The sequence below is a fragment of the Afipia sp. DC4300-2b1 genome (assembly GCF_049895725.1).
GTDB classification, from domain to species: Bacteria; Pseudomonadota; Alphaproteobacteria; order Rhizobiales; family Xanthobacteraceae; genus Afipia; species Afipia broomeae.
The window spans coordinates 580,966-605,503 of record NZ_JAFCSX010000003.1; the positions used below are offsets into that span (position 1 = coordinate 580,966).

Here is a 24,538-nt window from a genome sequence, read left to right on the forward strand (position 1 = left end):
GCGATGACACAGCGTTGGGGCATGATCGTGTTCGCGCTGGTGATGGCGGTCATCCCGTTCATTCCGGGCATGCCGCCGTTCTGGATCGTGCTGCTCGACAATATCGGGCTGGCGGCGCTGGTCGCGATGGGCCTTGTGCTGCTGACCGGCGTCGGTGGGCTCACCTCGTTCGGCCAGGCCGCGTTCTGCGGCTTCGGCGCTTACACCACCGCGATCCTCACCACATCTTACGGACTGTCGCCGTGGCTGACATTGCCGCTGTCGCTGATGGTCAGCGGCGTCGCGGCCGTCATTCTCGGCCTCATTACAGTGCGCCTGTCCGGCCACTACCTGCCGCTCGGCACCATCGCCTGGGGCATCAGTCTTTTTTATCTGTTCAGCAAGCTTGAGCTGGTCGGACGCAACGACGGCATTTCGGGCATTCCGCCGCTGGCCATCGGCGGATTGCAACTGACCGATCCCGGCAGGATCTATTTCGCGATCTGGTTCGCGGTGATCGTGTGCGCGCTGCTGACGGTGAATCTGCTCGACTCGCGGACCGGCCGCGCCATCCGCGCGCTGCGCCGCGGCCATATCGCGGCGGAAGCCTTCGGGGTGCAGACCGCGCGTGCCAAACTGCTGGTCTTCATCTATGCCGCCGTGCTCGCCGGTCTGTCCGGCTGGCTCTATGCGCATTTCCAGCGCGCGGTGAATCCGACGCCGTTCGGACTGAACGCCGGCATCGAGTATCTGTTCATCGCGGTGGTCGGCGGCGCGGGTTACGTCTGGGGCGCAGTGCTCGGCGCAGGCATTGTGGTCGTGCTCAAGGAATTCCTGCAAAGCTTCCTGCCCGTGGTGTTTCACGGCTCGGCGCAACTCGAAACCGTGATTTTCGGCATTCTGCTGGTGGCGCTGTTGCAGGTCGCGCCCGGCGGCATGTGGCCGCGCCTCGCCGCACTTCTGAAACTGGACACCGCAAAACTGCCGGTACCGAAGGACGCAGCCAGGCTGCCGCCGCGCAGCAAGGCGGTTCCGACGTCCGAAACGCTGCTGGACATTCAGGCCGCGCGCAAGCAGTTCGGCGGCGTGATCGCCGTCAACGACGTGTCGTTCGACGTTCAGGCCCGCGAGATCGTGGCGCTGATCGGCCCCAACGGCGCAGGCAAGAGCACCACCTTCAATCTCATCACCGGCGTGCTGCGCTCCTCGGGCGGAACGATCTCCATTCTCGGCCACAACGTTGATAACGCGCCGCCGCAGGATATCGCCAGGCTCGGCGTCGCCCGCACCTTCCAGCACGTCAAGCTGGTGCCGGACATGACCGTGCTGGAAAACGTCGCCATCGGCACTCATCTACGTGGCCATGCCGGTGCGATCGCCAGCATGCTGCGGCTCGACCGCAGGGATGAAGCCGCGCTGCTCGCCGAAGCGGCAAAGCAGATCGCGCGGGTCGGCCTCGCCGACCAGATGCATCAGCTTGCGGGCAGCCTTTCGCTCGGCCAGCAGCGCATCGTGGAAATCGCCCGCGCGCTGTGCGTCGATCCGATCCTGCTGCTGCTGGACGAGCCGGCCGCCGGTTTGCGCCACATGGAGAAACAGAAGCTGTCGGCGCTGCTGCGCCAGTTGCGCGCCGAGGGCATGTCGGTCCTCCTGGTCGAGCACGACATGGGCTTCGTGATGGATATCGCGGACCGCATCGTCGTGCTGGAATTCGGCACCAAGATCGCCGAGGGCACGCCAATGGCCATTCGCGCCAACCCCGATGTGATCAAGGCCTATCTGGGGACGGCATCATGACCAGGCTGCTGTCCGTCGAGAATGCGCACATCGCCTACGGCAAGGTCGAAGCCGTGCGCGGCGTCTCGCTCGACGTCAACGCCGACGAGATCGTGACCATTGTCGGCGCCAACGGCGCGGGCAAGACCACGCTGCTCAACGCCATCATGGGAATTCTGCCGCTCTCCGGTAGCGTGGTTTTCTCCGGCCAGCAGATCTCGCGTCTCGACATCGAAGACCGGGTCGCGGCAGGACTTTGCATCGTGCCCGAGCATCGCGAATTGTTCGGCACCATGACGGTCGAGGAGAACCTGCAACTCGGAGGCTTCCGTGTGCCGCGCGCAAAGGCCGCCAGCGAAAAGGAGCGCGTCTTTGCGCTGTTCCCGCGCCTGAAGGAGCGCCGCACCCAGCTTGCGGGCACGCTCTCCGGCGGCGAGCAGCAGATGCTGGCGATGGGCCGCGCCCTGATGAGCCAGCCGCGACTGCTGATGCTGGACGAGCCCTCGCTTGGCCTCGCGCCGCTGATCGTTGCTGATATTTTCCGCACCATCGGCGAACTGCGGCAGGCCGGCGTCTCGGTGCTGCTGGTCGAACAGAACGCCCGCGCCGCGCTTGAGATCGCCGACCGCGCCTATGTGATGGAGCTTGGCGAATTCATCATGAGCGGCTCGGCGAAGGAGATCAGCGGCGATGAGCGCGTGGTGGCGAGCTATCTCGGCTTCCAGCACGGCGAAGAGAGCAGGCTGTAGCGCGGGAACGAGCTGTTCTCACCTCTCCCCACGGGGGAGAGGTCGCGAGCAAAGCGAGCGGGTGAGGGGGTTCGAATTTTCGATTGAGGATTTGGTACCTCCTCACCCCAACCCTCTCCCCGACGGGGAGAGGGAGTCCATTATCGCTTGATGCCGATGCCGGACCTTCGCGAAGACGCCACCGTGCCTGTGGTGCGCGCTAAAACCAGCTAACAATCTTCTCCGTTCTGGTCGATACTACCGTCCGCAACATCCTGGTGCGGGGGCACTTCGGTCATGGACGCGCGGTCACAGCGCAAGCTGCGTTTTCTGGCGGCAATTCTGTCAACCGGCGCGCTTGGCGGAATCATCTTTGTTGTCGCCCGCGTCGGCTTTTCGCCGTCACAACTTGCCATCGGCATCATTTACGGTGTTCTGATCAGCGGCGCGATCGGCACATTCGAGCTTCTCGCCTCGTCGGGGCCACTGCGCGACTGGCTGGGAAGCCTGCCGCTCACTGCAAACCTTGCAATCCGCAGCGCGTTCTATGCCGCCGTGATCATTCCGGTACAGTATTTCGATCTCGGCGTTCTGATCGCCGGCCTGACGCCGGATCCCAATCAGAATGTCTGGACGCCCATTATCTTCTCGGCCGTATTTGCAATCGCGCTGAACCTGCTGTTCGCGATCAGCAACATCATCGGGCCGCGCGCCTTCCTCCATCTGGTCACCGGACGATACCACACACCGGTCGAGGAAAGCCGGTTCGTCCTGTTCGTCGACATTGCAGGCTCGACGGCTCTCGCCGAACGTCTCGGCGGCCTCGCAATCCATAGTTTTCTGGACAAGACGTTCCGGAGCCTGACCGGACCGATCATCGATAGCCGGGGCGAGGTGCTGAACTATGTCGGCGACGAGATCATCGTGACCTGGTCAGAAGCCTCGGGCGCGATCGATTGCCGGCCGCTGCGCTGCTTTCTGGCCATGCGCAACACCTTGCAAAAACTTCAAAGCCGTTTTGAGAAAGAATTCGGCGTCGCGCCGAGAATCCGCGGCAGCCTGCATTTCGGTCCGGTCATTGTCGGCGAAATCGGAGATATCAAGCGCGCCATTGTGTTCAACGGCGACGTGATGAATACCGCCGCCCGGCTGGAAGAGCTCAGCCGCAATGTGGACGGCGGCTTTGTCGCCTCGCGCGCAGCGATCGAGCAGTTCAAGTCCCCTCTCCCGGCTCCGCTGCACGATCTCGGAGTCCGTGACATTCGCGGCAGGTCCGATGGACTGGCCGTGATGGGTCTCGGCTGAACAGGTATCAAATAACATGCTGGCATGGCAGACGTTTACACAGTCGACGACTGGGATGGCCGGGCCATCTCTCTCTTCCCGTTTACGGGGAGAAGGTCGGGGTGAGGGGCAAGTCCCGGATGATTGATTAGCCCCTCACCCGCTCGCTTTGCTCGCGACCTCTCCCCGTTAGAACGGGGAGAGGTGAAAACTACTTCACGACTTCATACTTGCCGTTCTTAACGGTCAGGATAATGCGCGAACGATCGTCGGTGCCGAAACGATCCTTTTCGGTGAAGTTGTAGACGCCCTGGCTGGCGGCGATTTCCTTCTCCGACAGCAACGCCTGACGGATCGCCTCGCGGAATTCCGGCGTGCCGGGCTTCGCCTTTTTAAGGGCAACCGGCACGACGCGCTTGAGCACTTCAAAAGCATCGTACATATGGCCGGCGAACTGGCTGCGGGTGTTGGCGCCGTACTTGGCTTCATAGGCAGTATTCAGCGCCATGCCCGGCTTCTTGGTCAGTGCGCCGTCGTCCTGGCCTTCCGGAGCCATCACCGGACCGGCGGCCATGATGACGCCTTCCGCCGACGGACCGGCAATGCGGATGAAGTCCATCGCCGCCGCGCCGTGAGTCTGATAGATCAGGCCCTTATAGCCGCGCTCGCGCAGCGCCGACTGCGGCAGCGCCGCGCCGGTGCCCGATGCGCCGATCAGGATCGCATCGGGATTGGCCGCAACCAGCTTCAGCACCTGGCCCGCCACCGAGGTATCGGGGCGCGCATAGCGCTCTTCAGCGACAATAGTGATGCCGCCCATGGCGCCGGTCTGGGTCTTGAGATCGTTCAGCCAGAGATCGCCGTAGGAATCCGAGAAGCCGATATAGCCGACGGTCTTGATGTTGTTCTTCTTCATGTGCTCGTAGAGCACCTTGCCCATGATGGGAACCGGCTGCGGCATCACGGCGGTCCACTTCTCGCGGGCCGGCGTGATTGGCAGCGGCGCGAGGCTGAGCTGCGGCACGCCGACTTCGTTGGCGACCGTCGAAATCGCGATCGACGGCGGCGTGGTCGACGAACCGATCATGATGTCGGCGTTGGATTCGGTCACAAACCGGCGCGCGTTGGTGGTCGCCGCGGTCGGATCGCCGGCGTCGTCCAGCAGGATGGTCTTGATCTTGGCGCCACCGATTTCGGTCGGCACGAATTCGAGCGCGTTCTTTTCAGGAATGCCGAGCGCAGCCGCAGGACCGGTGGTGCTGATGCTGATGCCGATGGTGATGTCCTGCGCGAGCACGGCGCCCGGCAAAGCCATCGCGGCGGCAAGAACCGCGGCGGTCCATGTGAAAGTCTTCATGTGATCCTCCCTTGAAAGTCTCTTTTGACGTTTCTGACAGTCGTTAACGATTGACCGGACGACGAAACTATTTGCGGTGCACCATCCGGTTTCGATTGCCGCCATTCAGATAGAAGTTAGCGGCCATTTGCAATGCTTTCCGCATGTACATTGGTATGATGCGCCAGCCCTCGAACGGCCTTTTCGGATATTGTTATCTGGTATAATCAATTTTAGCGATGCGCAAAACCATATTCGCGCGGCCAGGAGAGACACAGATTGCGGACACAGGTGGCCATCATCGGCGGAGGCCCGGCGGGTTTGCTGCTCGGACAGTTGCTGCACCGCTACGGCATCGACAATGTCATCTTCGAGCGCAAGGATCGCGACTACATCCTCGGGCGAATCCGGGCCGGCGTGCTCGAACAGGGCACCGTCGGCCTGCTGGAAGAGGTCGGTGTCGCAGAGCGGCTGCACCATGATGGCCTGATCCATCACGGCATCGAACTGGCGTTCAACGGCGCGCGCCACCGCATCGATATGACGCAGGCCACCGGCAAGACGGTAACCGTCTACGGACAAACCGAAGTCACCCGCGACCTGATGGATGCGCGGATCAAGGCCGGGCTCACCACCGTCTATGACGCCGGCGATGTGAGCCTGCATGACTTCGCGAGCGGCCAGCCGTGGGTGCGTTACGTCAAGGACGGCACCACCCACGAGATCGCGTGCGATTTCATCGCAGGCTGCGATGGTTTCCACGGCGTCAGCCGCCAGAGCGTCAGGCCGGACGCGCTGAAGCTGTTCGAACGGGTGTATCCGTTCGGCTGGCTCGGACTGCTGTCGGAAACGCCGCCGGTCTCGCCCGAACTGATCTACAACAATCACGAGCGCGGCTTCGCGCTGTGCTCGATGCGCTCGGCGCATCGCAGCCGCTACTATCTGCAATGCAAGCTCGACGACCATGTCGACAACTGGCCGGACGACAAGTTCTGGGAGGAGCTGAAGCGGCGGCTGGATCAGGAAGCGGTCGATCACCTGGTCACCGGACCGTCGATCGAAAAGAGCATCGCGCCTCTGAGGAGCTTCGTCGCCGAGCCGATGCGGTTCGGCCGGCTGTTCCTGGCCGGCGACGCCGCGCATATCGTGCCGCCAACCGGCGCCAAGGGACTGAACCTCGCCGCCAGCGACGTGCACTATCTCTCCATCGCCTTGCGCGAGTTTTACGCTGACAAATCCTCGGCGGGTATCGACGATTATTCGCGGCGCGCGCTGAGCCGGGTATGGAAGGCCGAGCGCTTCTCCTGGTGGATGACATCGATGCTGCATCGATTCCCCGGCACCGATGAATTCAGCTCGCGCATCCAGATCGCGGAGCTGAATTACCTGATCGAATCCGACGCCGCGAAGATGTCGCTTTCGGAAAACTATGTCGGCTTGCCGTACTAAACCTCGAGGCAAACACAATCAGCCCCCTCGCCCCGCTCTTGCGGGGAGAGGGTTGGGGTGAGGGGCACGCCTCAACGAAAGGAAACCGCCCCTCACCCGGATCGCAAGATCCGACCTCTCCCCGTAAACGGGGAGAGGTGAAGTAACGCCGCCGTTGTTTCAAACATGCAGCGATACCGTGTTTCAAACTTGATTTCGAATGATCGCGCGCGACGCCGGCTTTATGATGCGAGCGAACCACATGGCACTCATTCGAAAGAGCTGAGATGACAACGCCAGAAACATCAGATGCCGCCGTTCCAGCAGGCTTCGCGCGCCATCCACGGCGCAGTCCGCTCACCGAGCCCTGGGAGCCGATCTATTTCAAGGCCACATTAGATGCCTACATTCTCGGGCTTCGCCTCGCCGAGGCACACACCAATTCACGCGGGCTGATCCATGGCGGGCTGATCGCGGCGCTTGCCGACAATGCGATGGGACTGAGCTGCAGCCACAAGGCTGGCAATCTTCTCGGGCTGGTCACCATCAACCTCTCGGTCGATTATCTCGGTTCGGCGAATATCGGACAGTGGCTTGAGATCGACACCAACTTTATGAAGATCGGCGGGTCGATCTGCTTCGCGCAATGCCTGGTCACCGCCGACGGTGAACCTTGCGCGCGCGCCAACGCAACCTTCAAGATTGCCCGGAAAAAATAGCGACCGTCATTGCGAGCCATGACACGGCTCTTCGCCGCTACTTCGTCCCGAACCGCCAGTCGCTCTGCGCGACCACGAGATCGATGAACGCGCGGACCTTCGCGGACAGCAGCCGCGAGGTCGGATACACCAGATGGATCGGCATCGGGGGCAGTTCGTATTTCGCCAGCACGATCTTGAGCCGTCCTGCCTTGAGCGATTCCGCCACCTGATAGGCCAGGACACTGATGAGGCCTCCGCCCTGCTCGGCATGGAGCACGGCGGCATCGGTGCTGTTGGTTGCAAAGCGCGACGTATTGGGCACGCGGATTTCGCGCCCGTCTTCGACAAAGCGCCACTCCACCAGCGCGCTGCTGCCCGAGAACTGGATCACCTCATGATCGGCGAGGTCAGACAGTTTCTGCGGCGTACCGTGCGTCTTGAGATAGCGCGGCGATGCCACCACAACCCGCCGCATGTCACCCACCGCACGCGCGATCACACTGGAATCCGCCAGATGGCCGATGCGCACGGCAAGGTCGATCCCTTCATCCACGAGACTTACCGTCCGGTCCGACAGCCGCAGTTCGGCGCTGACATCAGGATACTGTTTCAGAAAAGCCGACATCACCGGGCCGACATGCAACCGTCCGAACATCAGCGGCGCTGAGACAATCAGCCGGCCCGATGGCTTGCTGCGTTCGGCCTGGACTGAACTTTCGGCCTCCTCAAGATCGCCGAGAATCCGCCGTGCCCGCTCCAGATAACGCGCACCGACATCGGTGAGCGTCACCGAGCGCGTGGTGCGCTGGAGCAGCCGCGCACCGAGATGGTTTTCCAGACTCGCGATCAGGCGCGTCACCGCAGACGCCGACAGGCCAAGCTTGCGCGCAGCGGGAGCAAACCCCTCAAGGTCTGCCACCGAAACAAAGGCGCGCATGGCGTCGATCCTGTCCATGGCATTATTTCATAGCGTGCAATGATAAAGTGTCAACGCTGATGATTATCGCAAGGCGGGGGACCATTAGATTTAGGCTATGTTTCCGGCAGGTCATAAGAGGTCCGCAATGACAACCACCCAGTCCTATTCGAGCGACGTTGCCTTTACGCCGGCCGTGAAGGCCATTCAGGCCCGCAAGGGATCGCGCGGCGGCTACGCGCATATGGAAGACGGCGGCGGCTTTCGCACCGAGATCGATGAAGCGCTGGCCGCCTTCATCGGCGAGCAGACGAGCTTTTTCCTGGCGACCGCGAATGCCGAGGGTCAGCCGTATATCCAGCATCGCGGCGGCCCGGCGGGCTTCATCAGGATTCTCGACAAGACCACGCTGGCCTTCGCGGATTTTCGCGGCAACCGGCAGTACATCACGCAGGGCAATCTCAGCGAGAACCCGAAGGCCTATATTTTCCTGATCGATTACGTCAATCGCCGCCGGATCAAGATCTGGGGCGAGGCGCGGGTGGTCGAGGACGATCCGGCGCTGATCGCCACACTGATGCCGAAGGATTACAAGGCGAAGCCCGAGCAGGCGATCCTGTTCAAGATCACCGCATGGGACAGCAACTGCCCGCAGCACATTCCGATGAAGTTCGACGCCGCCGACGTCGCGGCAGCGATTGCCGAGCGCGACGCGCGGATTGCGGAGCTTGAGGCGGAAGTAGCGCGGTTGAAGCAGAAATCGGCGAGTTAAAGCTCGTCATTGCGAGCGAAGCGAAGCAATCCACTCTTCAAAAAAGTATGGATTGCTTCGTCGCTTCACTCCTCGCAATGACGATTGGAGTTACGCCGCCATCAGCAACCGCTGCCAGGGATGCTCGGGATAGAAGCGCGCCATCATCCGGTCCACGTAGGCGACCAGATTGGAGAACTCCAGCGCGCGCTGGCGCAGCGGCGAATCGAAGAACGGCGTCATCAGGCCGGCCAGTGATGCAAAGGCCGTGGCGTCCACACCGCATGGCTTGTCGCCCATCAGATAAGGCTTCCATCCGAGCAGCATCGACAGCGCGGAGAGCGTGCGGGCGCCGAGCTCGGTAATCTCGTCAGGCGTATGGCGCGCGAGACCCGCGATCCGCATGTTCTCCGCAACCCGGCCGAGCACGTCCTCGCGGATCGCGTCGCGGAGGTGCTCAGGCGCGCCGTCGAAGAAATGCGCCGGTCCCTTGGCGAAATTGTCGGGGATCATCCAGCGCGTGTAGCCCGCGGCCCAGTTGAAATGATTCTCGATCATCCGCTCGATCGCCCAGGCTTCGGCGCGCTGGCGCTCGTCGAGCGCCGCGTCGAAATCAAAAGCGTGTTTCGCTTCCAGATGCAGGCGGATGAAGGTGGAATCGGCAATCCGCTGGTCGGCGTCATCGATATAGGGCAGTTGCCCCTTGGGCGAGGTGTCCGGCATCGCCTGTTGCTTGACGTATTTCAGGCCGGCCATCTTGAGCTGGACCTCGGTCTTGGTGACGTAGGGGCTGATTTCCGGGAGGCCGAAACCGGGGCCGATGCCATAGAGGGTGATCATGGGGAGCATCCTTGCGCGTTGAAAAGATGCCCGTTTGTAGATACCCCCTGCTGCCACCATACTGTCAGCAGCAAGCGACCCGAGAGACCCATAAGAGACCCTAAATGAGGCGCGCCGACCGGCTGTTCCAGATCATCCAGGTGCTCCGGCGCACCCGCAAGCCGCTGACCGCCGAGGCGATTGCGAAGGAGCCGGAAACCTCGAAACGCACGATCTACCGCGATATCGCCACGCTCATTGGCCAGCGCGTGCCGATCCGCGGCGAGGCCGGCACCGGCTATGTGCTGGAAAAAGGCTTCGACATGCCGCCGCTGATGCTGACGCCCGACGAGATCGAGGCAGCAGTTCTCGGCGCGCAATGGGTGGCCGGGCGGGCCGACCCGGTGCTGGCAAAGGCGGCGCTGGACCTGATCGCCAAGATCGTCGAGACGATACCCGAGCGGCTGCAACCGCTGGCGCTCGAGCCCGCCAGCCGGACGCCGCCGAAATGGGACGCGACGCCCGACAGCATCGATATGACGCAATTACGGGCGCATATCTACGCCAGCAAGAAAGTCCTGCTGCATTACCGCGACGAGCAGGGCCGGGAGAGCAAACGCACGGTCTGGCCGATTGCGGTCGGCTATCTGGAAACCGTGCGAATGCTGGCGGCGTGGTGCGAATTGCGAAGGGACTTTCGCAGCTTCCGGATCGACCGCATGACCGATGCCGTGTTTCTCGACGAGAAATATCCGGAGCGCCGCGCCGCCTTGCGGACGAAATGGATGAAGACCTCTGCGCTCCACAACAACATGCGCGAACGCTGACATCATGACTGCAACCGACAATCCCTGCCAGAGCTGCGGAGCCTGCTGCTCCTATTCGAGCAACTGGCCACGCTTCACAGTGGAAGACGACGCCGCGCTCGATCTCATTCCCGAGAAGTTCGTCAACGACCGGCTGTCGGGCATGCGCTGCGACGGTGACCGGTGTTCGGCGCTGACCGGCAAGGTCGGAACCGCGACCGCCTGCGGGATCTATGATGTGCGGCCCGAAGTCTGCCGCACCTGCATGCCGGGCGATCCCGAATGCGGCATGGCGCGCCGGCGGTTCGGACTGCCGGAAATCGCCGATTCCATACCCGGCGATCAGTGATCCGGGAACCAAGTCGCATCGTCAGGCGTCAATACTGTCAGCACCTCTCAGAACGGGAGCAGGACGCGATGCGCGAAATGGAAATTCATGACTATGCGCGCCAACTGATGGAAGCGCACGGTCCTCGGGCCATTGCGGAGGCCGCACAACGGGCGACCGAGTGCGAGGCGGAAGGCAAGCTGGAGCAGGCCAGGGACTGGCGGCATGTCGAGGATGCGCTGAAACTTATGCGCGGGCCGCATCAAAGCTGAAACGATTCAGACCGCAACCGGTTTGCGGACGACCATCGCGATCGTGGCTGCGCGGAAACGCAGCCGGCGAAAATCGTTTACGCCGGCATCGCCGCAAGATCGCTTTCGTCGTCGATCTCGTCGGCGATCGGGGCGAACGTGCTCAGCGGCTTGGTCGAGAGCGTGATATTGCGCCGGTTGCCATAGGACGATGGTGACGGACCCGCCGAAGGCGCTTCCCGCGACATCGCGAACAGGGTCGAACCGACGATCCCGCCTTGCTCGACCAGATCGCGTTCCGAGCATGTCGCCGCGATCGCAAGGCTCATGCCGTGCAGATGGGCGCGCCGGTAGCAGAACAGAGCGAGCATCGCCCTGACATCCGCCGACACCGATTCCACAAGTTGAGGAAGACCGTGTTCACTGGCTCGGTAAAGGCTTCCGAGCATCTCGTCGCCGACCGGGCAGACGTCGTTCTCAAAGGCTTCGCGGCTGGACCACATTGAAAATCTCCCCAGCTACATGACCCGCCAGTATGGGCGGCTTGGCGGAAAAATCATGCGCCACTTCATTCCGGGAAGATGCAATGCAATTTCCTAACGCAAGGTTAACCACGCCCTCGTGTTCGTGCGCGCGTTCATTGAATGTTAGAGAGATGGAACCGGACCACGCGCGCCGCGAATCAACCGGTGATTCGGCGGGGCACAGGAGACAGATCTGATGGACACCACAAGCAGACGCAGGCTTGCCGGACAATGCTTCTGCTGACAGACGATCCTGCTATCCGTCCCACCGCATACATCTTCGTCGGCTCGAAGGCCTTGGTTCGCCATCACCGACGACCTGCCGCAATACGACCAGCATATGTGACGGCGAAGTCTAGACGCGCTTGTCCTTGATCCAGCTAGCGATGGCGCGGCCGATGGCCGGGCCGGAATCTTCCTGGATGAAATGGCTGCCGGGAACGGTGACCTCGGTCTGGTTCTTCCAGCCGCGGCAGAACTCCCGCACCTTGCCGATCAGGATCGCGCCCGGTTCGGCGTTGACGAACAGCTTCGGCAGATCGTTCTGCGCCATCCACTTGGCGTAGGCATCGACGATGGCGACCACATCGGCAGGCTCGCCGCCGATCGGAATCTGGCGCGGCCAGGTCAGCGTCGGCCAGCGGTCCTCGCGATTGAGAAACGGCTTGCGGTAGACCGCCATCTCGGCGTCCGACAACTTGCGCAGCACCGAGCCCGGCAACACCCGCTCGATGAACAGGTTGCGGTCGAGGATCATCTGCTCGCCCTTGTCGGAGCGGAAACCCTGAAACACCGGCGTCGCCGCCTCGCTCCACTCGTCCCAGCCGGCGACGGGCCGCACAATGCCTTCCATGTAGGCGATGCCGCGCACACGATCGCGATGGTGGTTGGCCCAGTCGAAGCCGAGCGCCGAGCCCCAGTCGTGAATCACCAGCAGAATTTTTTCGCTTCCGCCGATCACCGCGTCGATGAAAGCCCAAAGATGATCGCGGTGCGTGGTGAAGCGATAGGTATCCGGCTTCACATCGGGCAGCTTGTCGGAGTCGCCCATGCCGATCAGATCCGGCGCAATCAGGCGGCCCTGCCCTTCAAGCTCGGGAATGACCTCACGCCAGAGATAGGACGAGGTCGGATTGCCATGCAGGAACAGGATCGGCGGGCCCTCGCCGCGCTCGTGATAAGCCATGCGGCGGCCAAGCACCTCAACGGTCTTCTTCGCAAGCGGCTGTTCGGTCATCGCGTTGTCCTCAGGCCAGGAGCTGATCGATCAAGGCCTGATCCTGATCGTAGACCCAGCATTCATGGAGTCGGTCGTCGAGAATCGAATACACCAGCAGCCGCTGCACGTCCGTGGTTTTCTCGTCATGGCTGAACTGCTCGCGCGCCAAAACGGCACCGCGCTCCGGACCGGCCATGATGTGATCGACGCTGAGCAGCTTGCGGCGGGTGCGCTTGCGGAATTCTTCCAGCACCGCGAGACATGCGGCTTTGCCTTTATGCACGCCGGACAGCGGATTGTTGCCGCCATAATGGAGCGTGAACTGCTCGTGATAGCAGTCGCGGATTGTCGGCACGTCTCCGGCAGCCCAGGCTGTGGCGTAGCGCATAATCATACGGCGGACCTTCTCAGTGGCCGCCGCGTCATCGGTTGCCCTCATGTCCGCCATAAACTCTCCGCTCTCCGCTCGTCCCCGCGAAAGCGGGGACCCACCCTACATTTTTTTGGAGTGCTGGATTCCCGCTTGCGCGGGAATGAGCGGGTTAACATCCAGATCGATCTAGCCGATAAACGTCACTGCCTCGGGAATGCTCGCACGGCTGGTGCGATAGCTGTTGGCGGGATGCGTCGTGTCGGCATAACCGAACGAAATACCGCACACCACGCGGCGATCTTCCCCGACGCCGAGATGCTTGCGCACCACTTCGGCATGCCCGGCCAGCGCCGCCTGCGGAATCGTCGCGAGACCCGCAGCCTGAGCGGCGAGCATGAAATTTCCGACATAGCCGCCGCAGTCGATCGCGCCGTAGGTGCCGAGCGCTTCGTCGCTGGTGATAATGGCCACGTGCGGCGCGCCGAAGAAGCGGAAGTTCTCCAGCATCTGCTTGTTGTAGGCGGCCTTGTCGCCGCGGGCGATGCCGAGTGCATTGTAAAGCTGGAAGCCGCTTTCGCGGCGGCGTTCCAGATAGACGCCCCTGTACTCGCGTGGGAAGTCGAAATCGGTGACAGGCGGCGCGCGTTCGCTCGCCGCCTTGTACATCGCCTCGCCGAATGTCTTTACGGCATCGCCGGAGAAGATCGCGACCTGCCACGGCTGGCTGTTGCACCATGACGCTGTTTTCTGCGCGGCCGCCAGCACGCGCTCGATGGTCGTGCGCGGCACAGGGTCCGGCTTGAACGCGCGGCAGGAATACCGCTCGGCAAGCAGCTTCTCCACGACCTCGATGTCGCGGCTGTCGGGTTGTGCAAGCATGGCGCTCAGCGTCCCTTGGTCGGAATGGCGTTGAAGGGAACATCCTTGTCGACGCGGATGTCGCCCGGCAAGCCTAGCACCCGTTCGGCAATGATGTTGCGCAGGATTTCGTCGGTACCACCTGCTATGCGATCCGACGGCGAACGCAGCAGGATCGACTGGAACTGGCCGCCGACGGACGGGCTGTCGGCATCGGTCAGTGCGCCGGATGCACCCTGAAGGTCCATCGCGAACATCGCAATGTCCTGCAGCATGGTGCCGGCCACGAGCTTGCCGATGGAATTTTCCGGGCCCGGACGCTCGCCGCGCGACAGCGCCGAGATCGAACGATAGCTGGTGTACTTGAGGCCGCTGGCCTTCACCGCCCAGTTCGCAAGCTTCGAGCGGACATTCTTGTCGTCGATGGCAGGGCCGTCCTCAAGCATCAGCTCGTTGCAGAACGCGAACAGCTCGGGGAAGCCGGTCGACTGCCGCGCGCCGATCGACATGCGCTCGTTCATCAGCGTGGTCAGCGACACGTTCCAGCCGTCGCCGACCTTGCCGAGCCGCTGCGAGTCCGGGATCTTCACGTCGGTGAAGTAAACCTCGTTGAACTCCGACTGGCCGTTGGCCTGCTTGATCGGCTTGACCACGACGCCCGGCGATTTCATATCGAGCCAGAACATGGTCAGGCCCTTGTGCTTGGGCTGGGTCGGATCGGTGCGCGTGATGACGATGCCGTAGTCGGAGAAATGCGCGCCGGTGGTCCAGACCTTCTGGCCGTTGATGATCCAGTCGTCGCCCTTCTTTTCTGCGCGGGTGCGCAGACCGGCGACGTCGGAGCCGGCGGAAGGCTCGGAGAACAACTGGCACCAGACATGTTCGCCCGAGGCGAGCGGCGGCAGATACTTCTGCTTGTCGGCATCGCTGCCGAACGCCATCAGCGTCGGGCCGCACATGCCCTGCCCGATCAGGAACACGCCCTCCAGCTTGCCATAGAAGCCCTCCTCCTGCTGCCAAATCACGCGCTCGATCGGGGACGCGCCGCGTCCGCCGTATTCCTTCGGCCAATGCAGGCAGGCCCAACCGGCTACGGCCTTCTTCTTCTGCCACTTCTTGGATTCCTCCAGGATGTCGCGGTTCTTCAGCTTGATGCGGCCGACGGTCGGCTGCGACAGTTCGGCTTCCAGTTCCTTCGGCGCGTTGGCCTGTATCCAGGCGCGGGCTTCGGCACGGAACGCGGCTTCCTGCGGGGTGTCATCGAAATTCATGGGAATGATCCTTCTTAAGAAGCGTTGCGGAAGCGCAGGCGGTCGATCAACTGGTTCTCCCAGTACGACAGGCTTCCGAGCGAAAGCGCGAGCACGTTGGCGCGCCGGTAATACAGGTGGCAGTCGAACTCCCAGGTGAAGCCCATGCCGCCGTGCACCTGGATGTTGTTCTTCGAGCAATGCTGGAACGCCTGCGTGGCGCTGATGCGGGCGGTTGCCGCCGCTTCCGGTAACTCCGCGGCGTCGGTCGAAAGTGCCCACGCGCCATAGTAGCAATTGGAGCGCGCCAGCGTCGCCGAGACATACATGTCGGCGAGGATGTGCTTCACCGCCTGGAACGATCCGATCTGGCGGCCGAAGGCGATCCGGTCAAGCGCATAGTCGCGGCCCATTTCCAGCGCGCGGTCGGCGCCGCCAACCTGCTCGAACGCCATCAGCACGGCTGCGCGATCCAGCACGCGGGTCAGGATGCTCCAGCCCTCGCTCGCCGCGCCAAGCGGCTCCGCCTTGGCGCGGTCGAACGTGATCGCGGCCTGGCCATGCGCCTGATCGAGATTGGCGAGCGCCTTGCGCGTCACGCCCTCGCCGTTCAGATCGACGATGAACAATCCGATGTCGGTCTCGCGGCCGGTCGATCCGGTGCGCGCGGCAACGATCGCAAAATCCGCGATCGCGCCGTCCGCCACCGGCGTCTTGGTGCCCGAGACCGCACCCTGCGCGGCCGAGACCTTGATCGCCTTGTGCGACGGATTGCCGACGCCCTCGAACAGCGCCAGCGTGCCGATGGCTTCGCCCGAGGCGATCTTCGGCAACCACTTCGCCTTCTGTTCGGCGCTGCCCGCGAGCATGATGGCTTCAGCGGCGAGATAGATCGTGGACGAGAACGGCACCGGCGCCAGCGCGCGGCCCATTTCCTCGGCGATCACGCACAACTCAAGATGTCCCGCGCCTGCGCCGCCGAATTCTTCCGGAATCGCGACACCGAGAAAACCCATCTCCGCGAGGCCCTTCCACAGCGCCTTGTCATAGGGCGCCTTGCCTTCCAGCACGGCACGCACCGCCTTCGGCGGCGAATGTTCCGCGAGATAGCGCCGCGCCTGATCGCGCAATTGCTTCTGGTCGTCCGAGAATTCAAAGTTCATGAGTTTCGCCTTTTCTCATTCATGTTCAGTCAACACATTCGTCATTGCGAGGAGCGAAGCGACGAAGCAATCCATCTTGTTATCTCCAAAAAAATGGATTGCTTCGCTTCGCTCGCAATGACGACTATCGATCCAGCATGATCACGTCCGGTCCCGGCTGGTCTTCATAAAGCTGTTCGACCAGCGCGGCGCGGCGCTCGAGCCCCGCGCGCTGGTTGATGTAACCCTTGTCGGTGAGTTCGTTACCATCGATGGACGGCGGCTCGGCCATCAGCATCGCGCGCACAATGCGGCGGCTGCTCGTGTTGTTGCACGCCTGGTTATGCGCCAGCAATCCAGCGCGCAAATGTGCGCGCACCTTGGGATGATTCACCACCGTATCCATCGACGCATTCATGTCCTCGATCAGCCGGCGGCAGGAATCGAGATTGGGCCACGCCAGCAATCCGATGAACGGGCGATCCTGTCCCGCGACCAGCGCATCCTGAACAACCGGCGATGCAGCGGCAATCGCATCGGTGCGCAACGAGCCGACCAGCACGAACGTGCCGGTGGTGAGCTTGAAATCCTCGACCACGCGGCCGGAGAAGATCAGACCTTTCGACGGATCTTCCGGATCGACGAACACGCCGGCATCGCCGATGCAGTAGAAGCCTTCCTCATCGAAAGCCTTTTGCGTCAATTCAGGCTGGCCGTAATATCCCGGCGTGACATTGACCCCGCGCAGCCGCAATTCGTACTGCGCGCCACACGGCACCATCTTCAATTCGACACCTGGAAACGGCAGGCCGATCAGGCCGACGCGCTCGGTGTCCCAATAGGTGCCTGTCGATGTCGGCGCGGTCTCGGTCGAGCCCCAGCCGGTGTAGAACACAAAACGCTCGCCGGTGGTGCGCACCGCGAGTGTCTGGAAGCGATCGTAGAGATCATCCGGGAGCCGCGCGCCGCCGTAGGCGAGCAATCCGAGATTCCTGAAGAACGAGCGGCACAGCGCATCGTCCTTTTCCATCACCGCCGCCAGCGCCGCGTAGCCCGCCGGAACATTGGCGTAATAGGTCGGCGAAATCTCACGCAGGTTGCGCAGGGTTTCCTCGAACTGGCCCGGCACCGGACGGCCGTCGTCGATGTAGAGCGTGCCGCCTTCGGTCAGCGCCACATTGAACAGCGCATTGCCGCCCATGGTGTGGTTCCACGGCATCCAGTCGAGATAGACACCGTCCGGCGCATCGTCCGGACGCGGCCGCACCTGCATCATCATGCGGGCGTTGGCGCACATCATCTTCTGCGTGTTGATGACGGCCTTGGGCATGCCGGTAGAGCCCGACGTGAACAGCAGCTTGCCGACAGTGTCCGGCGTGATCTGCGCGATGGATTCGTCAACTGCCGATGTGACAGGTGTTGCAGCAAGATCCGCGTAGGCCACGCTTTTGATGTTCGCGGGCGCGCGATCGACATGGATGACCGTGATGCCATCGAGATCGAGCGCGGCCAGCGCCTTCTCGAACATCGCGCCATCCTGCACCATCACCACCGCAGGCTTCACAAGGCCGAACAGGTATTTCAGCTTGGCGTGATCCTGGCTCATCAGGGAATAGGCAGGAGATACCGGCGCCGCCGGAATCCGCGCCTGCATCGCAGCCTGCGTCATCAGTGCGTGCTCGATGGAATTGCCGCTGAGGATCGCGACCGGACGCCCGGCAGGCAGCTTCATGTCGAGCAGCGCCTGCGTCAGCGCATCGATGGTCCGCTTGGCCTCGCCGTAGGACACCTTGTGCCATTGCCGCTCGGGGCCGCGGCGCTGCGCCAGCCAGATGTGATCGGGCCGCGCGGCAGCCCACTTCGCGACCGAGGCCGGAATGTGCGGCTCATAGGGATCGAGCGGAAACCGGGACTTCAGAACGATCACGCCATCGTCCCGGCGCTCCACCGCGATGTCGCGCGGCAACCAGTCGATCTTCCGGAATGGCGGCTTCGACGGCACGGTGTCCGCGCTTGTCCCGGCCAGACTTGAAGTCACACTCGCGCTCATCGCAGCCTCTCCCTCAGAGAAACGGCGGGGGCATTCTTGTGATGCGCCCCTCGCCGGCCGATTACGCCTTGAACCATCAACCGTCATTGCGAGCGAAGCGAAGCGATCCAGAGAATGCTTCAACCAAAAAATGGATTGCTTCGTTGCTTACGCTCCTCGCAATGACGATGTGGCCCCTACCGCGGCGCCATGCGGATCGCGCCGTCGAGGCGGATCGTTTCGCCGTTCAGCATCGGGTTCTCGACAATGGCGACGGCTAACTGAGCATATTCGCTCGGATCGCCGAGACGCGCCGGATGCGGCACCTGCGCGCCGAGGCTCTTCTGTGCTTCTTCCGACAGGCCCATCAGCAGCGGCGTCAGGAACAGGCCCGGCGCGATTGTCATGACACGGATATTGAGCGAAGCGAGATCGCGCGCCACCGGCAGGGTCAGGCCGACGATGCCGCCCTTCGAAGCGGAATAGGCCGCCTGGCCGATCTGGCCGTCAAAGGCGGCGACGCTGGCGGTGTTGATGCACACGCCGCGCTCCTCACCGATCGGCGGGGCGGTCTGCATGCGCTCGGCGACGAGACGAATGCAGTTGAACGAGCCGATCAGGTTGACCTTGATGATGCGCGAGAAGTGATCGAGCGGATAGGCGCCGTTCTTGCCGACGGTCTTTACCGCGCCGCCGATGCCGGCGCAGTTCACCAGCACGCGGATGACGCCATGGGCGGCTTCGGCCTTCGCGATGGCCTCCTTGACCGGCGCTTCTTCGGAAACGTCACCGACCAGCGCGAGACCCTTGATCTCCTTGGCAACGGCTTCCGCGCCGTCCTTGTTCATGTCGATGACGGCAACCTTCGCGCCCTTCGCGGCCATCGCGCGCGCAGTTGCCGCGCCCAGACCCGAACCGCCGCCGGTGATGAGAACTGAAACATCCTTGAGCTGCATAAGTCGTTTTCCTCGTGTGACGGATTGTTAAGTCGTGATGACTTCAGGATGCTTTCGCCGCGGTCTTTTGCGACCACTGCGAAAGAATTTCGGCGGCATCGACCGGCGGCACCGCCGGCGATCCCTGAATGTTTGACGGTGTGCGCGAGAACCGCGGCGCGGGCGCGGGCTGCACATGGCCATCGACAGTGACGAAAGTCTGGCGCGCGGCGAGATGCGGATGTGACGGCGCATCGAAAAGTCCGCGCACAGCGGCCGCGCAGGCGTCCGAGCCTTCGAGAATCGCGGCCCATTCGTCGCGCGTTTTGGTTTTGAACAAAGCCGTCATCTTCTCGTGCAGATGCGGCCAGCCCTTGCGGTCCATCTGCGCGTCGTAACAATCCTCGCTGAGCCCCGCGAGCTTGCGCAGCTCCGCATAGAACTGCGGCTCCAGCGCGCCGATCGCCATGAAGCCGCCGTCCTTGCATTCATAAGTGCGATAGAACGGTGCGCCGCCATCGAGCAGATTGGTGCGCGGCTGATCGGTCCAGCGCCCGGTCGCCTTCATGCTGTGGAACATGGTCAGCATGCTGGAGACGCCGTCGCACATCGCAGCATCGACGACCTGACCCTTGCCCGACGCACGGGCTTCGATCACCCCTGCGAGCACACCGACCACGAGATACATCGCGCCGCCGCCGTAATCGCCGACGAGATTCAGCGGCGAGACGGTTTCACCGTTGGCGGCGCGGAAGGAATCGAGTGCACCGGTGATGGCGATGTAATTGATGTCATGACCGGCCGCCTGCGACAGCGGGCCTTCCTGGCCCCAGCCGGTCATGCGGCCATAGACCAGTTTCGGATTGCGCTTCAGTACGACATCCGGCCCGAGACCGAGCCGCTCCATTACCTGCGGGCGGAAACCTTCGATCAGCACATCCGCTGCGCCGATCAGATCCAGTGCCTTGGCAATGTCAGCGGGATTCTTCAGATCCAGTTCGATGACACGGCGGCCGCGATTGACGAAATCGCGGACATCGCGCTTGCCCTGTCCGGGCCGCGCGATCGACACAACGTCCGCGCCCATGTCGGACAACAGCATCGATGCGAACGGACCCGGCCCGATGCCTGCGAATTCGATGACGCGCACACCGCGCAATGGTCCTGTTGCAGCCGAACGCTCCGTCATACGCTTCTCCCAAACTCAACGTCTTCTTTTTTATCGGCGCGCCCATTTTTGTTTCGAGGCCGGACGCGTCGCTCATTATTTTAATTGCTACCGTTCTATCACGCCTTGGTGACGGACGACTTCTCCGTGTCAAACGACATGGCAGCCCTGTCGGTCAGCAATCCACCGAGGAACAGCGTCGTCATATGCTTGATGTACTGTCGCCGCACTTCGTCGGAGATGCCAGTCGGCCCGAGAAACCGGGCATTCATCTGGCGGCCGTAGAACAGGTTGTCACAGGCGCCGTTGAGGCTGATGTAGAACAGCGCCGGATCGACCTTGCGGAATTCGCCTGCCGCCACGCCATCGTCGAGCAGCTTGCGCACAAAGCCGAACAGCGGATCGATAAAGAAGCGATGAACTTCCTTTGAAGTCGCCTCGCTGCCCTGATGCAGCAACAGATGAATCAGCCGGCTCAGATACGGCACGCGATAATAAGCGTTGATGATGCCGGCGATGTGCCGCCGCATCTTCTCCGTCGGAGAGATCGGCTGATCGAGCACGAAGGCGAGATTGGTCATTTCAGCGGCGGCATCGCGCGCCAGCAGCGCCAGCAGCAGACCGTCCTTGTTGCCGAAATGATATTTCACCAGCGCCGCGTTCACGCCGGACTTCTGCGCGATCTCGCTCAGCGACACCTCGGTCGAGTTCCGCTCGATCATCAGATCGCCGGCGGCCACCAGCAACTTCGCAGCGGTTGCATTCATCGGCGCGGTTTCCTTTTCGGGAACCTGCTTCGATGGCAGCCGGCGCGGCTTTTTGGCGGTCAGGGTCGGTGACATGCGCGGTCTCGGGACATGATGGACCACCAGCTAACCCGATGATCGGGCCGCGCTCAAGAGTTAATTGACCGATTGACTAAATCCCGCGCCGCGCCTTTAATCCCGCCCAACCGAAAACAATCCATCAGGGAGCACCACCATGGCTGAAGCCTATATCGTCGCCACCGCCCGCACCGCAGGGGGACGCAAGGGAGGCCGCCTTGCCGGCTGGCATCCAGTCGATCTCGCAGCCTCGGTGCTGGATTCGCTGGTGGACCGTACCGGCGTCGATCCGGCCCAGATCGAAGACGTTATTATGGGCTGCGTGATGCAGGCCGGCGAACAGTCGAACAACGTCGCCCGCAACGCGGTGATGGCGTCCAAGCTCCCGGAGAGCGTGCCCGGCACCTCGGTGGATCGCCAGTGCGGTTCGTCGCAGCAGGCGCTGCACTTCGCGGCGCAGGCGGTGATGGCCGGCTCGATGGACATCGTGATCGCCGCGGGCGTCGAGGGCATGACCCGCGTGCCGATGGGACTTCCGGCCACGCTGGCCGCCAAGAACGGCTTCGGCAATTATTACAGCCCGAACATCCAGCAGAAATATCCGAACATCCAGTTCAGCCAGTTCACCGGCGCTGAAATGATGGCGGAAAAGTATGGTCTCGCGAAGGAAGAGCTCGACCAGTATTCCTACCAGAGTCACCAGAAGGCAATTGCCGCCACGCAGGCCGGGGCGTTCAAGGACGAGATCGTTCCGCTCAAGTTCACGCGCGAAGACGGCTCCAGCGACATCCACAACATCGACGAAGGCATCCGCTTCGACGCGACCATCGAAGGCATCCGCGGCGTCAAGACCATTGCGGAGGGCGGCAAGCTCACCGCCGCCAGCGCCAGCCAGATCTGCGACGGTGCGTCGGGCGTCATGGTGGTGAACGAGCGCGGCCTCAAGGCGCTTGGCATCGCGCCGCTTGCCCGCATTCATCACATGACCATGATCGGCGGCGATCCCGTCATCATGCTGGAAGCGCCGCTGCCTGCGACGCACCGCGCGCTGAAGAAGGCCGGCATGAAGATCGACGATATCGATCTGTTCGAGGTCAACGAAGCCTTCGCCTCAGTGCCGACCGCATGGCTCAAGGACACCGGCGCCGATCCGGCCAAGCTCAACGTCAACGGCGGCGCGATTGCGCTCGGCCATCCGCTCGGCGGCTCCGGCACCAAGCTGATGACCACGCTGGTCAATGCGCTCAGGCAGCGCAACAAGCGCTACGGCCTTCAGACCATGTGCGAAGGCGGCGGCATGGCCAACGTGACCATCGTCGAGCGTCTGTAAAAAAGATGAACCGGTCGTCCCCGCGAAGGCGGGGACCCACCTGCCGATCAATTGTTTCGGCCCGAAGCTACATCGGGCGATTTCATTCCCTTCAGGAGTTATGAATCCCCGCTTTCGCGGGGATGACCGGAAATTCTATCGCCAAGAGCGGACCAATCCGCCGGTGTCTTTGAGGAAACGCCCAGGGAGCGCCATGTCTCATCCATCGATTCACGCCCAGTCGACGCCAGACAAGATCGCCTACCAGATGGCGAGGAGCGGCGAAGCCGTCACCTATCGTGAACTCGACCGCCGCTCCAATCAGGGCGCGCAACTGCTCCGCTCTCTCGGCCTGAAGAAGGGCGACCACATCGCGCTTCTGATGGAAAACACCATCGCATTCATGGAAATCTGCTGGGCCGCGCAGCGCAGCGGGCTCTATTACACTGCGATCAGCCGTTATCTCACCGCCGACGAGATCGCCTATATCGTCAAGGATTGCGGCGCCAGGCTCGTCATCACCACGCCGAAGTGCGTCGAGTCCGTCGCGCCGCTGGTGACCAATGCGGCTGACGCGCCCGTGTTCTTTATTGCGGGCGGCTCGCATCCCGGATTTCGCTCGTGGGAGGAGGCACTGGCGACACAGCCCGCCACACCGATCGCCGATGAGGCCGCCGGTTACGACATGCTGTATTCGTCCGGCACCACCGGACGGCCAAAGGGCATCAAGCGCCCGCTGACCGAACCATCGATCCTCGTGCCCAATCCGCTGCTCAAGCTGCTGTGTTCGACCATGTGCGGCATGAACGAGACCAGCGTGTATCTGTCGCCTGCGCCGCTCTATCATGCGGCTCCGCTGCGCTTCAACATGATGTGCGGCGCGCTTGGCGGCACCTCGATCATCATGGAGTCGTTCGACGCCGAGGAATTTCTGCGGCTGGTCGAGAAGCACAAGGTGACGCAGTCGCAACTGGTGCCGACCATGTTCGTGCGCATGCTCAAGCTGCCGGACGATGTCCGCGCCAAATACGATATATCGACATTGAAAGGCGCGGTGCACGCCGCCGCCCCGTGCCCCGCCGACGTCAAGGCGAAGATGATCGACTGGTGGGGCCCAATCCTGATCGAGTATTACGCCGGCTCCGAAGGCAACGGCGTCACGGTGTCCACGTCCAAAGACTGGCTGGCGCATCGCGGCACCGTCGGCCGCGCCGTGGTTGGCGAGGTGAAAATTCTCGACGATGATGGCGTTGAACTGCCGGTCGGCGAAACCGGCACGGTGTATTTCGCCGGCGGACCCCAGTTCGCCTATCACAACGACACCGACAAGACGCAGCGCGCATACAACGACCGCGGCTGGTCGACCCTTGGCGATGTCGGTTATCTCGACAATGACGGCTTTCTCTACCTCACCGACCGCAAGGCCTACATGATCATTTCCGGCGGCGTGAATATCTACCCGCAGGAAACCGAGGACGCGCTGATTTCACATCCGGCGGTTGCGGACGTCGCGGTGTTTGGCGTCCCAAACGAGGAAATGGGCGAAGAGGTCAAGGCCGTGGTGCAGCCACACGACATGTCACGCGCGGGCAAGGAGCTTGAAGCTGAGCTGATTTTGTTTTGCCGCCAGCATCTGTCACCGATCAAGTGTCCGAAGAGCGTGGATTTCGAAGCCGAACTGCCGCGCACGCCCACCGGCAAGCTGGTGAAGCGGCATCTGCGCGACAAGTACTGGGCGAAGGTCAAGAAGACGCCGGCTCAGGCGTGAGAAGCATTCGCCACCTGCCGCCACGGTCATTGCCGG

Annotated in this window: 24 protein-coding genes; 11 read left to right on the top strand and 13 right to left on the bottom strand. The window is 62.5% G+C overall.

What is annotated here, in order from left to right; genetic code table 11:
* Positions 1-3 precede the first annotated feature (3 nt).
* From ACP7AL_RS15230 to ACP7AL_RS15240, 3 genes are all read left to right on the top strand, one after another.
* A complete protein-coding gene (locus tag ACP7AL_RS15230) occupies positions 4-1,776 on the top strand; it encodes an ABC transporter permease subunit (protein WP_425992529.1) in 1,773 nt (590 codons plus the stop codon).
* On the top strand, positions 1,773-2,504 hold the full coding sequence (locus ACP7AL_RS15235; RefSeq protein WP_425992531.1) for an ABC transporter ATP-binding protein: 732 nt from the start codon (positions 1,773-1,775) through the stop codon (positions 2,502-2,504). Before ACP7AL_RS15230 ends, ACP7AL_RS15235 begins: the two co-directional genes overlap by 4 nt.
* 276 nt (positions 2,505-2,780) lie before the next feature.
* Entirely contained in the window at positions 2,781-3,788 is a 1,008-nt protein-coding gene (locus ACP7AL_RS15240; RefSeq protein ID WP_425992533.1) for an adenylate/guanylate cyclase domain-containing protein, read from the top strand.
* 190 nt (positions 3,789-3,978) lie between these two features.
* On the opposite strand, the gene ACP7AL_RS15245 is transcribed toward ACP7AL_RS15240, so the two are convergent.
* The gene (locus ACP7AL_RS15245; protein ID WP_425992535.1) at positions 3,979-5,124 is read right to left on the bottom strand and encodes an ABC transporter substrate-binding protein; all 1,146 of its coding nucleotides are present in this window, start codon (positions 5,122-5,124) and stop codon (positions 3,979-3,981) included.
* A gap of 258 nt (positions 5,125-5,382) precedes the next feature.
* On the opposite strand from ACP7AL_RS15245, the gene pobA reads away from it, so the two are divergent.
* Positions 5,383-6,552, top strand: coding sequence for a 4-hydroxybenzoate 3-monooxygenase (gene pobA / locus ACP7AL_RS15250; RefSeq protein ID WP_425992537.1), 1,170 nt, complete (start codon positions 5,383-5,385; stop codon positions 6,550-6,552).
* A gap of 266 nt (positions 6,553-6,818) precedes the next feature.
* Entirely contained in the window at positions 6,819-7,250 is a 432-nt protein-coding gene (locus ACP7AL_RS15255; protein ID WP_425992539.1) for a PaaI family thioesterase, read from the top strand.
* A 37-nt stretch (positions 7,251-7,287) separates the two neighbouring features.
* Here the strand turns inward: ACP7AL_RS15255 and ACP7AL_RS15260 are convergent, their stop codons facing one another.
* Positions 7,288-8,187, bottom strand: a complete 900-nt coding sequence (locus ACP7AL_RS15260; RefSeq protein WP_425992541.1) for a LysR family transcriptional regulator — start codon at positions 8,185-8,187, stop codon at positions 7,288-7,290.
* A 109-nt stretch (positions 8,188-8,296) separates the two neighbouring features.
* Here ACP7AL_RS15260 and ACP7AL_RS15265 point away from each other — a divergent pair, with 109 nt between their 5' ends.
* The gene (locus ACP7AL_RS15265) at positions 8,297-8,920 is read left to right on the top strand and encodes a pyridoxamine 5'-phosphate oxidase family protein (RefSeq protein WP_006022785.1); all 624 of its coding nucleotides are present in this window, start codon (positions 8,297-8,299) and stop codon (positions 8,918-8,920) included.
* A 90-nt stretch (positions 8,921-9,010) separates the two neighbouring features.
* On the opposite strand, the gene ACP7AL_RS15270 is transcribed toward ACP7AL_RS15265, so the two are convergent.
* Positions 9,011-9,739, bottom strand: coding sequence for a glutathione S-transferase family protein (locus ACP7AL_RS15270; RefSeq protein ID WP_425992543.1), 729 nt, complete (start codon positions 9,737-9,739; stop codon positions 9,011-9,013).
* 104 nt (positions 9,740-9,843) lie between these two features.
* Here ACP7AL_RS15270 and ACP7AL_RS15275 point away from each other — a divergent pair, with 104 nt between their 5' ends.
* The 3 genes from ACP7AL_RS15275 to ACP7AL_RS15285 all read left to right on the top strand — a co-directional run bounded on the left by ACP7AL_RS15275 (position 9,844) and on the right by ACP7AL_RS15285 (position 11,124).
* The gene (locus ACP7AL_RS15275) at positions 9,844-10,545 is read left to right on the top strand and encodes a helix-turn-helix transcriptional regulator (RefSeq protein WP_425992545.1); all 702 of its coding nucleotides are present in this window, start codon (positions 9,844-9,846) and stop codon (positions 10,543-10,545) included.
* A gap of 4 nt (positions 10,546-10,549) precedes the next feature.
* Complete coding sequence (locus ACP7AL_RS15280) at positions 10,550-10,873, top strand: YkgJ family cysteine cluster protein (protein ID WP_425992547.1); 324 nt, start codon at positions 10,550-10,552, stop codon at positions 10,871-10,873.
* Positions 10,874-10,941: 68 nt separating this feature from the next.
* Positions 10,942-11,124 (top strand): hypothetical protein, encoded by a 183-nt coding sequence (locus ACP7AL_RS15285; protein ID WP_006022789.1) that lies wholly within the window; start codon positions 10,942-10,944, stop codon positions 11,122-11,124.
* 77 nt (positions 11,125-11,201) lie between these two features.
* Here ACP7AL_RS15285 and ACP7AL_RS15290 read toward each other — a convergent pair whose 3' ends face one another.
* From ACP7AL_RS15290 to ACP7AL_RS15335, 10 genes are all read right to left on the bottom strand, one after another.
* Complete coding sequence (locus ACP7AL_RS15290; protein ID WP_425992549.1) at positions 11,202-11,606, bottom strand: hypothetical protein; 405 nt, start codon at positions 11,604-11,606, stop codon at positions 11,202-11,204.
* Between the two features lie 376 nt (positions 11,607-11,982).
* Positions 11,983-12,864, bottom strand: a complete 882-nt coding sequence (locus ACP7AL_RS15295; RefSeq protein ID WP_425992551.1) for a haloalkane dehalogenase — start codon at positions 12,862-12,864, stop codon at positions 11,983-11,985.
* A gap of 10 nt (positions 12,865-12,874) precedes the next feature.
* Positions 12,875-13,294, bottom strand: coding sequence for a nuclear transport factor 2 family protein (locus tag ACP7AL_RS15300; protein WP_425992553.1), 420 nt, complete (start codon positions 13,292-13,294; stop codon positions 12,875-12,877).
* Between the two features lie 111 nt (positions 13,295-13,405).
* A complete protein-coding gene (locus ACP7AL_RS15305) occupies positions 13,406-14,098 on the bottom strand; it encodes a nitroreductase (protein ID WP_425992555.1) in 693 nt (230 codons plus the stop codon).
* A 5-nt stretch (positions 14,099-14,103) separates the two neighbouring features.
* Positions 14,104-15,348, bottom strand: coding sequence for an acyl-CoA dehydrogenase (locus ACP7AL_RS15310; RefSeq protein ID WP_425992557.1), 1,245 nt, complete (start codon positions 15,346-15,348; stop codon positions 14,104-14,106).
* A 14-nt stretch (positions 15,349-15,362) separates the two neighbouring features.
* The gene (locus ACP7AL_RS15315) at positions 15,363-16,490 is read right to left on the bottom strand and encodes an acyl-CoA dehydrogenase family protein (RefSeq protein ID WP_425992559.1); all 1,128 of its coding nucleotides are present in this window, start codon (positions 16,488-16,490) and stop codon (positions 15,363-15,365) included.
* Between the two features lie 124 nt (positions 16,491-16,614).
* Positions 16,615-18,519, bottom strand: a complete 1,905-nt coding sequence (locus tag ACP7AL_RS15320) for an AMP-binding protein (RefSeq protein WP_425992561.1) — start codon at positions 18,517-18,519, stop codon at positions 16,615-16,617.
* A 176-nt stretch (positions 18,520-18,695) separates the two neighbouring features.
* Positions 18,696-19,454 (bottom strand): SDR family NAD(P)-dependent oxidoreductase, encoded by a 759-nt coding sequence (locus ACP7AL_RS15325; RefSeq protein ID WP_006022797.1) that lies wholly within the window; start codon positions 19,452-19,454, stop codon positions 18,696-18,698.
* A 43-nt stretch (positions 19,455-19,497) separates the two neighbouring features.
* Positions 19,498-20,622, bottom strand: coding sequence for a CaiB/BaiF CoA transferase family protein (locus ACP7AL_RS15330; protein ID WP_425992564.1), 1,125 nt, complete (start codon positions 20,620-20,622; stop codon positions 19,498-19,500).
* 98 nt (positions 20,623-20,720) lie between these two features.
* Positions 20,721-21,443: a TetR family transcriptional regulator gene (locus ACP7AL_RS15335; RefSeq protein WP_024919649.1), complete on the bottom strand. Its 723-nt coding sequence runs from the start codon at positions 21,441-21,443 to the stop codon at positions 20,721-20,723.
* A gap of 139 nt (positions 21,444-21,582) precedes the next feature.
* Here ACP7AL_RS15335 and ACP7AL_RS15340 point away from each other — a divergent pair, with 139 nt between their 5' ends.
* On the top strand, positions 21,583-22,755 hold the full coding sequence (locus tag ACP7AL_RS15340; protein ID WP_006022800.1) for an acetyl-CoA C-acetyltransferase: 1,173 nt from the start codon (positions 21,583-21,585) through the stop codon (positions 22,753-22,755).
* A 193-nt stretch (positions 22,756-22,948) separates the two neighbouring features.
* Entirely contained in the window at positions 22,949-24,502 is a 1,554-nt protein-coding gene (locus ACP7AL_RS15345; protein ID WP_425992567.1) for an acyl-CoA synthetase, read from the top strand.
* The last annotated feature ends 36 nt before the right edge of the window (positions 24,503-24,538 follow it).